This window comes from Amycolatopsis sp. NPDC001319, assembly GCF_042896185.1.
GTDB lineage: Bacteria > Actinomycetota > Actinomycetes > Mycobacteriales > Pseudonocardiaceae > Amycolatopsis.
Map to the genome: position 1 here is coordinate 61,835 of NZ_JBIAWY010000002.1, position 13,837 is coordinate 75,671.

The 13,837-nt window shown below is 66.5% G+C and carries 16 protein-coding genes; 3 read left to right on the forward strand and 13 right to left on the reverse strand.

What is annotated here, in order from left to right; all coding sequences use genetic code 11:
• Window positions 1-199: 199 nt before the first annotated feature.
• The 5 genes from ACFY1H_RS05910 to ACFY1H_RS05930 form a co-directional block, all read right to left on the reverse strand.
• A complete protein-coding gene (locus tag ACFY1H_RS05910; protein ID WP_386944945.1) occupies window positions 200-439 on the reverse strand; it encodes a hypothetical protein in 240 nt (79 codons plus the stop codon).
• Window positions 440-508: 69 nt separating this feature from the next.
• Complete coding sequence (locus tag ACFY1H_RS05915) at window positions 509-865, reverse strand: hypothetical protein (RefSeq protein ID WP_386944947.1); 357 nt, start codon at window positions 863-865, stop codon at window positions 509-511.
• 95 nt (window positions 866-960) lie between these two features.
• A complete protein-coding gene (locus ACFY1H_RS05920) occupies window positions 961-1,920 on the reverse strand; it encodes a tyrosine-type recombinase/integrase (RefSeq protein WP_386944949.1) in 960 nt (319 codons plus the stop codon).
• On the reverse strand, window positions 1,869-2,234 hold the full coding sequence (locus ACFY1H_RS05925; RefSeq protein WP_386944951.1) for a hypothetical protein: 366 nt from the start codon (window positions 2,232-2,234) through the stop codon (window positions 1,869-1,871). The genes ACFY1H_RS05920 and ACFY1H_RS05925 overlap by 52 nt, the downstream gene beginning before the upstream one ends.
• Window positions 2,231-2,575: a hypothetical protein gene (locus ACFY1H_RS05930; RefSeq protein WP_386944952.1), complete on the reverse strand. Its 345-nt coding sequence runs from the start codon at window positions 2,573-2,575 to the stop codon at window positions 2,231-2,233. Before ACFY1H_RS05930 ends, ACFY1H_RS05925 begins: the two co-directional genes overlap by 4 nt.
• 402 nt (window positions 2,576-2,977) lie before the next feature.
• Here ACFY1H_RS05930 and ACFY1H_RS05935 point away from each other — a divergent pair, with 402 nt between their 5' ends.
• Genes ACFY1H_RS05935 through ACFY1H_RS05945 form a run of 3 tightly spaced genes read left to right on the forward strand, consistent with a single transcriptional unit; the run spans window position 2,978 to window position 4,901 of the window.
• Window positions 2,978-3,763, forward strand: coding sequence for a hypothetical protein (locus tag ACFY1H_RS05935; protein WP_386944953.1), 786 nt, complete (start codon window positions 2,978-2,980; stop codon window positions 3,761-3,763).
• The gene (locus tag ACFY1H_RS05940) at window positions 3,760-4,551 is read left to right on the forward strand and encodes a TRM11 family SAM-dependent methyltransferase (protein ID WP_386944955.1); all 792 of its coding nucleotides are present in this window, start codon (window positions 3,760-3,762) and stop codon (window positions 4,549-4,551) included. The genes ACFY1H_RS05935 and ACFY1H_RS05940 overlap by 4 nt, the downstream gene beginning before the upstream one ends.
• Window positions 4,545-4,901: a hypothetical protein gene (locus ACFY1H_RS05945; RefSeq protein ID WP_386944956.1), complete on the forward strand. Its 357-nt coding sequence runs from the start codon at window positions 4,545-4,547 to the stop codon at window positions 4,899-4,901. The genes ACFY1H_RS05940 and ACFY1H_RS05945 overlap by 7 nt, the downstream gene beginning before the upstream one ends.
• 232 nt (window positions 4,902-5,133) lie before the next feature.
• Here the strand turns inward: ACFY1H_RS05945 and ACFY1H_RS05950 are convergent, their stop codons facing one another.
• From ACFY1H_RS05950 to ACFY1H_RS05985, 8 genes are all read right to left on the reverse strand, one after another.
• On the reverse strand, window positions 5,134-6,075 hold the full coding sequence (locus ACFY1H_RS05950; RefSeq protein WP_386944958.1) for a hypothetical protein: 942 nt from the start codon (window positions 6,073-6,075) through the stop codon (window positions 5,134-5,136).
• A 22-nt stretch (window positions 6,076-6,097) separates the two neighbouring features.
• Window positions 6,098-6,334, reverse strand: coding sequence for a hypothetical protein (locus ACFY1H_RS05955; protein ID WP_386944959.1), 237 nt, complete (start codon window positions 6,332-6,334; stop codon window positions 6,098-6,100).
• A gap of 15 nt (window positions 6,335-6,349) precedes the next feature.
• Window positions 6,350-7,951, reverse strand: coding sequence for a hypothetical protein (locus tag ACFY1H_RS05960; RefSeq protein ID WP_386944961.1), 1,602 nt, complete (start codon window positions 7,949-7,951; stop codon window positions 6,350-6,352).
• Between the two features lie 23 nt (window positions 7,952-7,974).
• Window positions 7,975-9,036 carry an FG-GAP repeat domain-containing protein gene (locus ACFY1H_RS05965; RefSeq protein ID WP_386944963.1) on the reverse strand — a complete coding sequence of 354 codons (1,062 nt, stop codon included), beginning with the start codon at window positions 9,034-9,036 and terminating at the stop codon, window positions 7,975-7,977.
• Window positions 9,033-11,081 (reverse strand): FAD-dependent oxidoreductase, encoded by a 2,049-nt coding sequence (locus tag ACFY1H_RS05970; protein WP_386944964.1) that lies wholly within the window; start codon window positions 11,079-11,081, stop codon window positions 9,033-9,035. The genes ACFY1H_RS05965 and ACFY1H_RS05970 overlap by 4 nt, the downstream gene beginning before the upstream one ends.
• Window positions 11,069-12,025 carry a polyprenyl synthetase family protein gene (locus ACFY1H_RS05975; RefSeq protein WP_386944966.1) on the reverse strand — a complete coding sequence of 319 codons (957 nt, stop codon included), beginning with the start codon at window positions 12,023-12,025 and terminating at the stop codon, window positions 11,069-11,071. The genes ACFY1H_RS05970 and ACFY1H_RS05975 overlap by 13 nt, the downstream gene beginning before the upstream one ends.
• Window positions 12,022-12,636 carry a hypothetical protein gene (locus tag ACFY1H_RS05980; RefSeq protein WP_386944968.1) on the reverse strand — a complete coding sequence of 205 codons (615 nt, stop codon included), beginning with the start codon at window positions 12,634-12,636 and terminating at the stop codon, window positions 12,022-12,024. Before ACFY1H_RS05980 ends, ACFY1H_RS05975 begins: the two co-directional genes overlap by 4 nt.
• Before the next feature lie 562 nt (window positions 12,637-13,198).
• The gene (locus ACFY1H_RS05985) at window positions 13,199-13,633 is read right to left on the reverse strand and encodes an Lsr2 family protein (protein WP_386944970.1); all 435 of its coding nucleotides are present in this window, start codon (window positions 13,631-13,633) and stop codon (window positions 13,199-13,201) included.
• Window positions 13,634-13,837 lie beyond the last annotated feature (204 nt).

The window sequence follows — 13,837 nt, forward strand, 5'->3', positions numbered from 1 at the left end:
ATCGGCGCGGCCGGTTGTCAACCATCAGTGATCAGAACCAGGTGGCTGTGGTCAAGACAGCTGCAGGTCGTCGACCACGACGGGTCGCCGGTTGAGACGACTCTCAAGCTTGTCTGGTGATCAGGCCGTTACATCGAGCGTTGCCACCGGCCTAATCTGCCCGGTACTCACTGCGGAGCAGCACCGCCCACGCGCGCAGTCAGGTGCGGCTGGGCGAGGTCCGCAGCGCGGGCATGCCGATGGTCACCGGTCCGCCGTTGCCGGCGCGCTCGAGCGCCCGGTCGAGGTCGGCGAGTTTCGTGGTGGCGGCGGAGAGGCTGGTGGCCAGGCCTTCGACTTCACCGAGCCAGCCGTTGAGACGGGCCCCGGTGATCCGGTCGCGCAGGTTCGACACGATCTCCACCAGCCGGCCGCGTTGGCGCGGGTCGACGTGCAGCATTGGGCACCGGACACAGGCTTAACCGAAATGATCTTGAGTTGCTTGACCGTGTGAGCTGCTCCGTCGATGTCACTGAAAGTGATCGAGAGGATCTTCACGCCACGCATCCCCTGCTTCGTAGCCCCGATCATGGATGACGGGGAAAGTCTGCTCTGTCGAGACGATCCAGGCGTCAACCTGGTCAGGTGAGCACCTGACCGCTTCGATCAGCGCTTCGATGGCTTCCAGCTTGCCTGCGGTCACGTGCGCCTGGAGTTCACGTGTGGTCACCTCTTGATAGGGCATGGCCAGCTGCCATACGAATCTCATGAGGTAACGACACTCATCCTGTTCTCGGTCATCCGCGAGCCGTTCCTGGATCACGGCTTGCGCGCGCCGACGCTGCGCTTCGTCACGAAAGCCACTGCTGAGGTCGGTCAGGCTCATGCTCGGACGCTATCAAGAGAACGTGTCGATGGCTGACACATTTTCAGGCTCGCGGCTGCTGAAGCGCACCGTGCGGAGTGTGACCTGCGTGCCGTCTACGTCTGGGTGAATCGGCCCGACGCCGACCGCAGATCCGGCATGCCAAGGTGAACAGTCGCACTGCGGGTGGCCCGCATGGCTCCGAGTTTCTGGGCAGCGGCGGCCATGGTGGTCTTGATCGCGGCGACCTCACCCAACCAGCCCTGCCCCTTCGCCTCGGCGAGCCGGTCGACGAGGTTGGTATGGATCTCCTCCAGGCGCGGCATCTGGGCTGGGTCAACCCGAAGGAGTGGGCATCTGACACACGCATTTTCGTGCTGGCAAGGGGTTCCGTGGTCGCGACCACAGGTTCCGAGGGCCACTTCCCGCAGTTCGAAGTGGGCGAGGAACTCGTCCCATTCGGCGGTGGTGAGCTCACGGTATTCCTCGCTAGGCCGCTCAGCGCGACGACGGGCGATGAACGCCCGGTGGTGTGCGATCACGCCCTCGGGACAAATAGCAGCGTATCCTATGGTTGTGTCCACTGTGGAATGGCCGCAGACCTTCGCGGCGATGTGCGGGGGCAACCCGGAGCGGATGGCGTCGGTGACAAAGATCCTCCGAAAATCGTGGGGCCGCCATTCCAGCGGCTGACCGCCGGCAGTGATCTCGGTAGCCTGCGACATGGTGACAAGGCACTCCCGGATGTAGCTGCGAGTGAGAGGCCGGTCCTCGGTGCCGAACCTGCGTTGGAACAGGAACGGCATCGGCGAGCACCAGGTCTGCTCAAACACGTCGTAGGCCGACACCAACGGCAGGGCCGCTTTGCCCACACGGACCCGAAAGATGATCGCGGTCAAGACCTCCGCGAGCTCGGGCGAAACCAACAGAAGCCTCTCCGCGTCTGTCTTCGACGGAGCGACTTGCAGCATCGGCACCACCTCGCCGGTGGTGGGCAGCGTGTAAGCAATGAAGCTGTGGTGGGTCAGCTCCAGCATCTCCTCGATCCGGACGCCGGTGTGCCGCAACACTTCCACCGTCGCCCAGGACCAGAACGCGGCCTGCTCCTCGTGGGTGAGGTCCCGTTGCTTTCGGTGGCCAGGTCGGTGGCGAAGACCCGCCCGGACTGACCCGCTCGAGAGGCTTTCCACCACGTGCGGGCGATGCCCTCGGTGTGCGGTAGCGCGTGCCACATCAGGATGACCGGGGCGGCGGCGATCAACAGGATCGTCAGCATCGCCCGCACGATGAACGTGATGAGCAGGACCACGATCATTACCAGCAGTCCCAGACCGATGAAGATCAGCCACAGCCCGCCGCCCTGCAGTGTCTTCAACACCATGTCGGTCATCGCCTTGCTCGCGGCCTCGGGATCGACCCCTGGCCCATCACCGCCTGCGCGAGCCCGTTGGCCAACGAGATCGCCTTGCCCGCGATGAACAACGACAACGTGCCCGCGAGGAACCCAACCGCGAGCCGCGGCGCGATCTCCTTGACGCTGTAGCGCGGCTGCAGCGTCTGATACGACATGAGGATCAACCCGGCTACCAGCACGACGATCCCGTAGACCGCGAGCAGGATCTGCCACGACTCGGTCCACAGCTGCGCCAGCCCAGGCACCGAGGCCGGGTCCGGGGTAGCCAGCAGTGTCTTGCCCAGCAGAGCCAGCAGCGAGTTCAGCGCATCGGTCACGACGCCACGGAAGAACCTGCCCAACGCCTCGGTGACACGCGCGCGCAGATCGGTCAGGCCGCAGTCATCAGACTGATCACCGTCTCCAGCCGACGGGCCGGGCGACTGGCCCGGCGTCGGGTAGAGCGGGACCGGCTGAGGGATGCAATCCGGCCCGTCACACGACGGCGGTGGCGCGGACGTCGGCAGCGCAGGCGGAGTGCACTCGGACGTGATGGCACCGGGGAAACACGACGCCGACGGCGGCATCGGGTGTGCCGGAACTGGCACCAGCGGTCTACTCGGCAACCCGGTCGGCGGCGGCGGGGGCGGGCCGGGCAGCGTGCACACCGGGTCGGTCGAGCCCGGTTCACACGGGTCGGTCGTGGGCAACGGGATCGGCGGCGGCGCGGGAGTCGGCTGTTGCGCCGGCGCGAACGCAGAGGCCCCGTCGACCGGACGAGCTGGCGCCGCCTCGGCGCGCGCCGCCATGCCGCCAATCGCGGCCACGAGCATGAGCAGGACCGGGACCGAGCGGAAGTGGCGGCGCGGGGTCCGCAGCGCTTTCGAACGGGAGCGCTTCGGCAGCGGGTTCGGCTCGACGAAAGTTGTGCATGCGACAGCGAGCTAGCCGCCGCACGCGACGCGGTGCGCGCAGCAGGGCGAGACGTCGCGGTTGCGCAGCTCGTCGTGGCGAGGTCTCCGAACGCCTCGTCGGCGAGCGACGCCACCTACCTGTGCGGCACCACGGCGCACGACGAACACGCGGAACTTGACGATGGCGAGCAGCCGTGCCCGGAGGCCACGGAACAGGTCGACTTGATTGTCACGGCGCTCCCCGCGGACCGCCGAAACGATCCCTCGATCGAGGCCGTTGCGCTCGCGGCCGCTCGCAGGCTCACCTTCGGTGGCATCTTCGCCGTCTACACGCACGGCGATTGGACCACCGGGCGACTGCACGACCCGTCAAGGCTGATGATCGCCGCCGCGCAGAACGCGGACCTGCTCTACCTCCAGCACATCGTCACCCTGCACACACCCATCCGGAACGGCCGGCTCCAGCCGCCCGCGGCGAGCGTACGTCTGCTCGAGGAAACCGCAGTGCCTCGCGACGTCGGATCGCCGACGCCGCACGTCCGCGTGCACGGCGACGTGCTCGTGTTCGCCCAAGCGCACGCCGACGCCGGACAGCCCGAGGAACTCCGATGACCGAACGACCGGAAGCCAGGTACCGCGCCATGACCATCACGCCCCTCACACCGCAGTCGACGGTCGACGAGCCGACCGTGCCATTCCCACGCGCGTTCATCGACGCCCTCGACACCGCCCCACCCGCCGAGCGCGCGGACACGACCAGCACCCCGCCCACCACCGCGCCGACCGACTGGGACGAGACACCGGTGTCGGTGTGGGCGACCGCCCAGACGTCGCCGGCCGCGCAGCGCAAAGGCCGGTACGTGCCGGAGTCGACTGCGCACCCGGCCAAGATGCTGCCCGCCGTCGCCGCGCACGCCATCGCGCACTACACCCGGCCCGGCGACGTCGTGCTCGACCCCATGTGCGGAATCGGCAGCACGCTGGTCGAAGCGATCGACCTCGACCGCCGCGCGGTCGGCGTCGAATACGAGCCGCACTGGGCCGACATCGCCCGGGCGAACCTCCGCTTCGCCCGCCAGCGTGGTCATGACCACGACGCCCGGGTCGTTCGCGGCGACGCCCGCCAGCTCACGACGCTGCTGCCGCCGGAGTACGTCGGGCAGGTCGCGCTGGTAGTGACGTCGCCGCCGTACGGACCGTCGGCACACGGGCTGGTGTCAACGGGCGAACAGACCGACGACGGGAAAGTCCGCAAGCACCACTACCGGTACGGCAGCGCCCTCGACCGCGGCAACCTCGCGAACATCGGTCATCACCGCCTGCTGGCAGGCTTCACCCGCATCCTCACCGCATCCTCACCGCGTGCGCGGGTGTCTTGCGCCCGGGGGGCCACGTGGTGATCACGGTCAGGCCATGGCGCGAGCACTCCGAGCTGATCGACCTGCCGTCACAAGTCATCGCCTGTGGAGTCGCCGCCGGTCTGATTCCGGCCGAGCGGTGCGTTGCCCTGCTCGCCCGGGCCGCAGACACCGAGCTGATCGCGCGCGGCAGCTTCTTCCAACGTGACTTCATCCGCAAACAGCGCGCAGCAGGGCTACCGCTGCACCTGATCACTCACGAAGACGTGATCGTCCTGCGAGCTCCGGACGATCAGGATGTCGTCCACCAGCGTTCAGCCGCGGGAGCGGCGCGTCCGAACTCTGTACATCACGAGTGCGGGATGATCGGGCCCGGTCACTGGGCTGCCTGACCGGCACGTCCGAGCGGGACGACAGTGGTGTCGCCAGTTCCACATCAGAACTGGTTCGGGTGGCGAAACCACACCTCCGGGCGCTTCGGCGCAGCCGCGGCCTTCTCGTAGGCCAAAGGTCGAATCTGGTCTGAACCGTGGCTCTGTTGTGGGTGAGGCGCTGTCAGGGAACGGCGAGATATCGAGCCGTTGATGATGTGCGCGTCCGTCCGGCGAGTGGGCCATGAGGGCTTCAGCTGGGCCGTTGCGCGAGAGCCACGGCGAGTTCTGGCACGAACTCACCGGCCTGACTTGCCGGCGCGATCCCGCAGGGACCGTCGGAGATGCCGGGCGTAGTGAGCCACAGTTGCTGGGACTGATCACGGTCGCTGGTCAGCAGCTGGTTCTGCCCGGTGCGGGCGTTCGGCGGGTTGCAGTCACCGGACACCGCCGCGCCGTTGCGGCTGCTGTCGATCACCGTGAGGTAGTCCGTGCGGCCGGTCTTGGCTATCAGGGCGCGCCGGATCGCTTGGGCATTCGCGGTGGCGACGTCGTCGGGGGCGTAACGGCCGATGTTCAGGGCTGCCCCGTCGGACCCTGCGGCCAGATCCGCGGCTGCGGCGGGCGACGGGGCGTCGGTGACATCGATCAGGACCGTCGTGTGCGAGGCGCGGGCAAGAGTGTGGACTGCGTCCGTGAGCAGCCGCGCTCGGGCAGCCGGCGAGGGCATTGCTGCGCAACGCTGACCGGCGCGAACCACGACCAGTGCCCGGGCTTGTCCCAGTCCGTTCGCCAGGTTGCTAAACCACTGCGAATATCCGGATGGGCAGGCACCAGCTTGGTCGGCGTCGGCGAGGAGGACCGGGATCGCATTGGCAGCGGTTGCCGCCGCGACGACTGCGTGGGCTCGCGTGGCCACCGCCACGGCAGGGGAGGCGATCAGGACGGCGGCAGGCTTGCCGGCGATGGCGCTCCGAACGACCTCCGCGGTGGTTCCGGACGGCGCGGTCTGCAGCCACGCTGCCGCTGGGTTGTCCGGGTCGACGTAGATCCCCGCCGCGCCGTCGAACAACACCGGTGGCGCCCCTGCCATCGGCGGGTCGACCGCGCTGACGGTGGGGCCACACGCCGTGAGGGTCGCGAACAGCCCGACCAGTGCTGCCGCCACCGCGACGCGCCGGTGCGCCGGAGTCACCCTCGTACGAGTCATCCCCGCCTCATTGTCCCTTCTCGCCCAGGCCGTGGACGGGCCCGATGTCCTCCCAAACTACCCGGTACCCCCGGAATTCGTCCGGCATTCGACCAGTGGCGACGCCTCGCACCGGGGAGAGGAGGACGATCCACTCGCCGTCGCGGAAGGCGAAGCCACCTCCTTGCAAGGCCTGGTCGCCGTGGATCAGGAGGCGCAAGGCCTCCTGATCCTCCTCACTCGGGAACGCTGCCATGGGGTCCACAGCCGCCTCCCTCTCTCAACCGGGGCCGATGACGCCTTCGGTGACGATCGTGGGCACGTTGACAAGGGTGTCGAGCACCTGATGGTAGACATCGTCGTTGTTCATGTAGGTGACGATGTCGTCGTAGCGCATACCGAGCGTCGGAGTGATCACGGTGTTGTAGATGCCGGCGAGGGCGTCGGACTCTTCCTGACGCATGCGAAGAGCCGCGCCGTTAATGGCTTGCGCCGTGTCGTCGAGGTGCTCTTGGGTCACGACGTACTGCGGATCGCGGGGTGCAGCCATCGCCGCCTGGACGTAGTCGCGGTACTTGTCGTACAGGCTCTGTGCACCGGCCTTCTCGTAGTCGGAGGTCGGCGACTCGATGGCACGGTTCGTCACCGTTTCCGCGTTGAGGTAGAACAGATGAGTCAACAGGTTCCCGAGCCGAGTCTGGGCGAGGAAGTTGTCCCTGATGTTGTCGGCGAGTGGGATGTCGCCGTTGAGCGCGAGGTCGTACATGGTGCCGACCGAGCTGAACACGCCGCAACCGCTGTCGGGCACGTTCTCGCGGATCACCGGCGTGATGCCGTCACCGCCGAGCCTCACCAGCGAGCCCGAGTCACCGGGCCAGCCCATCCGCTCCGTCCTGATGAGGTTGTCGAAGGCGTAGGACCGCCCATCGTCCATCCTGATCTTCGTCGAGTCGATGACGTTGACGATCTGCGTCGAGCTGTACCCGGTTCTCGCGCCGACTTTCTCGATGGGGTCGAACATCTGGTAGCCCGACACGTCGAACGTGCTGTCAGCGACCAGCATCGAAACGCCCAACTGCTGGAGCATGGGCTCGAGCCGGACGATCCAGCCGAGCGAGTGGTCGTTGTTGGAGGCGAAGAACAACCCGATCGCCTTGTTCTGAGGGCTCACCGGCGTCATCCGGTTCGCGGGGTAGGTGTTCGTGAAGTTTTTCTGATCGTAGAGCCGCGCAATCGCGCAGTCCATCGTGTTCTTGGCGAAGATGCCGCTCTGGTAGGGAACATAGTTGGCGAGCTCGCCCACGGTCGACGCAGCCTCGTCGTTCGGGTTGGGGAAGGGCTGGGACATCTTGTCACCGATGACCGTCTCGCCGGCATGGAGGCGATCGAGATTGACCATGACGTGCGCGTTGGACAGCGCGTAGACGATCCCCTGGGGGTCCTTCACGAAACAGGCGATCGTGCCGCCGAGGTACTCCGTGCCTCCGTTGTCGTCGGTGAAACGCGTCGTAAGATCGACGATCGCTGAGCCTGCCTGCATCGGTATCGTCGTTGAATTGATCATCCAGGTCTTCGCCGGGTCGTTGCCCGCGCCCGGGAATTCCTGCTGGCCGCTGAACCGGACGATACCGGTCTCGACGACGTCGACGCGGTGGCTCACCCCGTCGACGTCGATGCGCTCCGGCAGGATCTCGTCCGCTCTCAGATAGCCCGGTCGGCGCTTCTTGACGACCCCCACGGTGACCGCGGGTTCGTCTGTCCACTCGCCGCCGCGTTGGCGCGCTCCGACGCCCACCGAAGTGATGTTGGAGTGCGTCCAGAACCGGCCTTTGATCATCTCCTTGCCGTGGGCCAGTCTGGTCTGGGTAGCCGGATCGATCATCGTTCCTCCCTCTGTGGACTCGGTCAGGCGGCGAGGCGGTAGCCAGTCCAGCCGGTGGCCACCGTGAGTTCGTGCGCAACGTCGAAGAGCGTGGACGGCGCACCGGGGTTCCAGTTGCCGCTGTGGAGGTCGACGGTCACCGTTCCCGTCGACTTGTGCCACACCACGAGATCGGGGAATCCGTCGCTGTTGACGTCGGTGAGGGTACGGTAGTCAGAGGCGAGGGATCCTGTCGGCTGGATGGTGTACCACTTCTCGTGCCACTCGCCGCTGGAGTCCTGTTCCGCGAAGATGTCGAGTAGCCGGGAACTCCCGTCGGTGAACGTCATGTAGAAGTCGGGAAAGCCGTCTCCCGTTTCGTCGCCGAGCTCGACCGATGTCACGGCCTGCATCGAGTCCAAGAGCTTGCCGCGATTGCTCAGCTGGGGGATGCCATTGGCGTCGGGGCCTTCGTTGACGTACAGGTAGTACCCGTTGTCCCCGCTGTAGCGGAACAGCACGTCCGCCAGCCCGTCGAGCGTGGTCGGGTCGTTGGGGTCCTTGCCCACGAAATCGGAGAGGACGAAGAGGCTGCCCGCCTGCCATCCGGTCGTCCATGTGAACTCCGGCTCGAGCGTCGAAGTCCCGCTGAAGGTTCCCGAGTGTGCGTTGATGCGCATGGCGCCATCGCTGGAGAAGGTCAGGATGTCGTTGTTGCCGTCGCCGGTGAGGTCTCCCTGCCCCATCCAGATCCGGTCTGCGGCGCTCGTTCCGATCGTCGTGCTTGTGGTGAACGCTCCGGAGCCGCCTCGTGCACCGGCGTGGACGTCGAGTGTGTTGGTTCCGTTCGCGATGGTGACCAAGTCCGGGACACCGTCGCCGGTGATGTCACCGCGGCCCGTGGCGAGGATTGCAGCCCTGTCTCGCATAGGGCCGGCATGGGCGGATCTGAGCAGGCCGCGTGCTTTTTCGGGTGCCGACAGCGTCGGGAGTGTGACGGACTGGGCCGTCGTCGAGGTGTGTGCGGCGGCCGCACCGGCTACGGCAACGGACGAGCCGGTCATGATCAGCACCATTGCTGCGGTGACGAGCTGAGATTTTTTCACAGCGTCTTCCCTTCGCTGGTTGGTTTTTCGGGCGTGCAGTTCTCGGCGTACGACACGGGGTCGGCTAGGGCTGCGCTGAATTCGCGGAGTATGGAACGCGCCTGTGCGGATGGAATCGCGCCACACGCCGTGGCTGCGGCGTAGGCTTGGTACCGGCACGATTCGATCGAAGCTGCGAGGGCTCGGTGTCGAAGTCCTTGGTCGGCATCCAGACGTTCATGAGTCAGGCCGGCCTCACCGAGGACCGTGGGCAAGGCGGACAACCGGGTGTCGAGCAGGCCTCGCAAGGTGGCGTCCAAACGCGTCGGCATGTCCTGCAGTGCGCGGACGTCCTCGGTGTGAGCGAAAATTTTGCCGCATGCGCGGCCGAACCGGCGCATCGCGGCGACGACCTCGTCTGGTGCACCACCCAGTTGCGCGCCGATGCGCGCGGGGAATTCGAACAGCGACGCCAGAAATGGGAGCGATCCACGGACGTTGGCCGCGCCCTCGAGCTGGGTTCCGCGGTGCTCAGCCAATTCGGCCAGCCAGCCGGCGAAGGCCGCGTCGACGTCGTTGTCGTGACCGGCGGCGAGTCGGCCTGCTTGCGCCAGCAGAAAATCTCCTGCGAGGACTGCGCTGGCCGATGCCCAGTTGACCCCTCGCTGGGTTGTCGGTCGCGCGGGTGAGGCGGTGAGCGCGAGCATGCCCAGCGTTGCCAGTTCGATGGCCGCACCGAGGTTCGTGTGCTTTGTGTCCGGCGGCGCGCCTACCGCACTCAAGGCGGCACCGAACAACAACGCGGGCCGCATGCTCTGTCGGTGTCCGGATCGACCGGCCGCGACTATCGACGCGATGAACGGCCACTGCTCGCGGACGGCGGCCAGGGCCACTTCTGAGCAGCCGGCCAGGAAGGGATAGATCGCCGTTGCTGCACTTGGGCCGTGGTCGTCATCCGTCGACGGCGCCAGAGTGGTGAAGCCGCCCGGCACCAGCACGGCGGTCCTGGCTTTGCGGAAGAAGGGGTTTTCGCTCGTCGCGGTCGCAGCGAGCACCCGCCACGCGAGGTGGTAGTGCCGGGCCAGTTTTCGCACCCCCTCGCCGTAACCGACGAAGGTTCGCCGCACGGCGGCCTGGTAGTCGCGCGCTGCCCCGTTCGGGTCGGCGAGGTGCGTGGCGATCGCGTCCGCGGCCAAGGTTGCGGTGCGGATCGCGTTGTCGTATGCCTGCCAGGAAAACGGATCGAGGAGCCCGAGCGCGTCGCCGACGATCAGTTGCGAGTCCGCGGATACAGCTTCGGCCGTGAACGAGATTCCGGCTTCGCCGTGAACCAACGGGCCAACGGGTACGAGCGCGTGGCTGTCGTCGCGGGTCGAAGTGAGGGTCTCGACCGCGAGGTCCATGAGCGCTTGCGGCGCGGTGCTGCTCCTGGAGCCGGTTGCGATGACGGTGACGGTGATTTGGTCATCGGTGTGAGAGGCCGGCAGAACTCGAATGGACAACGGCGTGTCGTGTGGGTCGGTGATGGCGGGGGCGAGGAGGTGAACGGAAACTGCGTCCGGCGCAGGCGAGCGGAACCGCTGCGAGCAGATCACTCCGTGAGGCGCGCCGGAACGGGACGTCCATCCGGTGGCGCGCACGACGTGGGATGCGACAACGGTCGGCTTCTCCAAGCCGTGGTGGTCTCCGCTGATGTGCAGCTCGTGTCCGTGCAGCGACGTCGCGCGACCGGCAATCCTGCGCACATCCGTCTTGCCGACCAGGTCAGCGGCCGCGCGTTCGAAGTCCTGTCGGCTGTACACGGCAAGCGAAGGCGTAGTCCACTCCGCTGTCGAGTCGCTGCCGAATCGCACGGCGTATGAATCGATCGCCTTGAAGGGCGCTGCGCCGGCAACGGTGCGCCCGGCGTGTGCGGTCATCACGACGTCGAAATCAGTATCGGGTAGGTGGTCCCTGGGCCCGACGAGGACGGTGTCGACGCCTCGGCGCGCGAGTTCGGCCGCGGTAAACGCTCCGGTGACGCCGGCGCCGATCACTGCGACGTCCGTGCGGATCACGCGTTCCATGGTGTCTCCCGCAGCAGTGTCTCCCGAAGCGCTGCCAGCTCCTGCCCGGGCGCAGTCGAGGCAAGCCGGCCGAGCGCTCCGACACCGTTTTCGAAGTGAGCGTGGGCCGTAGCCTGGGCGAGACTGATTCCCTGCCCCTCGATGACGAGTGTGCGAATTCGGGGGAGATCCGCGCCCGAGAGCGAGGGGGACAGCAGCAGCTCTGCTAGCTCGGGTACGTCGTTGCCCAGCGCGCACAACGTGGGAAGCCCGAAGAGGCCGAGGAGGTGGTCGGTCCCACGGGGCTTGCCGCCGGGGTCGTCTGCGAGATCCAGGCAGTCGTCGAAGATCTGGAACGCCGTGCCCAGCTGGGCCCCGAATTCGGCGAGCGCCGCGACCGTCTCGCGGCCCGCGCCGCTCTCGATAGCCCCGATGGCGCAGCAGAACCTGAACAGGGAACCCGTCTTCCGGCGCACGAGGCGCAAGTAGTCCTCCACGGACTGGGTCGTGTCGAACGACCGCTCGATGTCGAGGAGCTCTCCATACGCCAGATCCGCGGTCACCACGGCCACGGCACGGCTCACGCCGGAGCCCAATTGCGCTGCTTCCTGCGCCGCGCGGGCCAGGCAAGACGCTCCGGTGACGACGGCGTATTCCGGGCCCGCGACACTGTGCGCCGAGGGAGCGCCACGCCTTATTGCTGCGTCGTCGACAACGTCGTCGTGGAGCAGCGATGCGAGGTGCAGCAGTTCGACGAGCGCACCCAGCGAAACCAGCCGAGTCCGGTTCGGCTTGCCGAAGCGTGAACAGATCTCGATCAGGCGAGACCGGATTCCCTTGCCGCCGGCGCGCACGAGTGGGAGCACCAACGCGCTCTGCGCGGAGGGCAGGCTGCCGACCAGTTCCTCGAGATGACGATTCACTCGGAGTGCATACGTGGGATCCGGCTGGACCGGCCGCGTCACCTCGCGAGGCGCTGCGCGTAGTGGGCGCTGAAATTCAGCCACAGCTCAGCCGCGGCATCGTCGATCGGACTGAAGTGCGAGGTCACGATGGAGTGCGCGAGCGCCGTCACCGGGACCAGCTCAGTCTTCGCGTGGGCATCCCGGCGCACTGCCGCTCCGATACCTGCGATGAGCGTGCTCTGGTCGGCCGCTGAGGCGACCAGCGGGGTCAGGACGTTCAGCCCTCTGTGCACCTGTACCCGTCGTGACGATGCGAGCAGGGCGAGCCGATCTGCGAGCCGTGCTTGGGTGACCCGTGAAAGTGGCGTCCCCGCCTCCTCGAACGACGGCAGCGGAGCCGGGGCCGTCGCGACGGCTCGACTGAGTGCTAGCAGTGCCGTGGTCTCCGCTTCCGAGAGCGATTTGGTCGCTGCTTGGCTGGTCGACACGCCGGCGGTCCCCAGCGCCACAGTTCCCAGCGTGATCACCGAGAGCCTCACGAAACCGCGCCTGTTCAGCGCGGGAATGCGCTCAGCTCTGCCGTCGTCGTTCCCGGTCATCGTTGCCCCCTCGACGTGGTTCGGTCCGCAGGTGCCCCAGCCACCGCTGCCGTCCGGGTAGTCGAACTTCAACCGAACCTCGTTAGCTTGTGTGATCTAGCGCCACCGGGACGGCCTAGTCCCAAAGTGGGATCGAGCTGCCCGGTGGTGATCTCGACGGCGTAGATGTCGAGTGTCCGGCCGACGGGTCCGGATTCAAGGTCCGGGCAGGTGAGATAAGTGGACTACCTGGGGATGAACCTGTCGCGACGTACGCCGCCCGGTTGCGCTGTGCGCGGTCGCGGCCGCCCCGAGGGCGGCGCCTTGTGAACTACGCGCTGGCGTCACCTTCCGCTCAGTCGTCCGGCTTGGTGTCTGGATTGCTTGCCTCGTGGACGATTCAACTGAGCTCGCGGAGCCGCGGGCCTGGCCGCGGCGTTCCGGGCGGGGAAGGCGCCGAGGAGGTCGCTGACAGCCTGTCTCCAAGGGGGCTGATTGCCGAAGTCAGAGGTGTCAAGGGTGCTGTGCCCGGCACTGAACCGCTACCTGCGGAGGACGTTGATGGCACTTCTGTATCGAGTCACATTGAGTTCCTTTCCGGAGAAATGCTCGTCTTACGGATCGGTGGCGTGTGCGCCCCGTTGCCGGTCGGTTGTTACCTGCTGCTGCGCTTGGCTCGGTGCGTTTTTCCTGGTCGGGTTCGAGTTTTTGGCGAGGTCCTCGAGCTGCGGGCCTGCCGTGATGAGTGGTGTGCGTCGAGAACCGAGCGGGCGATCCGCCCGTGGGCGGCTACCTCGTATCCATTGTTTTGGGCCCATGAACGGATGGCGTGAGTTGTCGGGTGATCGGTGACGGTTTGAGGTTGCTTGCTTGTGCCGTCGGTTGACTGGCCGACTGCGAGCTTGACCCGACGGCCTCCGGTGCGGCGAGCGACTGTCATGTACGGCTGTAGTGCTGACCGCAGTGCTTCTGCGTTCGAGGCGGAGAGGTCGATCTCGTAGGTCACCCCATCAAGTCCAAAGGGGATGGTCTGGTCAGCTGGGGAGCCGTCGGTGTCGTCGGAGATCTCGATCGTGACTTTCTTGGCCATCTATGTCGCCTTCGTTGAGTTGTCCGGTGATGTGTCGGTTCGTTGAATAGTAACGTCCCGGAATTACGTTTATGCGGCTGGTATGTGTCAGGATGAGGTTCTCTATTTTTCTTTCGAGGTGCTATTGACGGCTTGTTGGATTGCTGGCATGGATAGTTGTGTGCTGCGGCGAACACTTCCCTGAAGGGGCTGCGGGCAACGACT

Bases quoted from the DNA above. Each gene is read 5' to 3' on its own strand.
- ACFY1H_RS05910 (WP_386944945.1), bottom strand. From the start codon at position 439: ATGCTGCACGTCGACCCGCGCCAACGCGGCCGGCTGGTGGAGATCGTG.
- ACFY1H_RS05915 (WP_386944947.1), bottom strand. From the start codon at position 865: ATGAGCCTGACCGACCTCAGCAGTGGCTTTCGTGACGAAGCGCAGCGT.
- ACFY1H_RS05925 (WP_386944951.1), bottom strand. From the start codon at position 2,234: ATGACCGACATGGTGTTGAAGACACTGCAGGGCGGCGGGCTGTGGCTG.
- ACFY1H_RS05940 (WP_386944955.1), top strand. From the start codon at position 3,760: ATGACCGAACGACCGGAAGCCAGGTACCGCGCCATGACCATCACGCCC.
- ACFY1H_RS05960 (WP_386944961.1), bottom strand. From the start codon at position 7,951: ATGATCGATCCGGCTACCCAGACCAGACTGGCCCACGGCAAGGAGATG.
- ACFY1H_RS05970 (WP_386944964.1), bottom strand. From the start codon at position 11,081: ATGGAACGCGTGATCCGCACGGACGTCGCAGTGATCGGCGCCGGCGTC.
- ACFY1H_RS05985 (WP_386944970.1), bottom strand. From the start codon at position 13,633: ATGGCCAAGAAAGTCACGATCGAGATCTCCGACGACACCGACGGCTCC.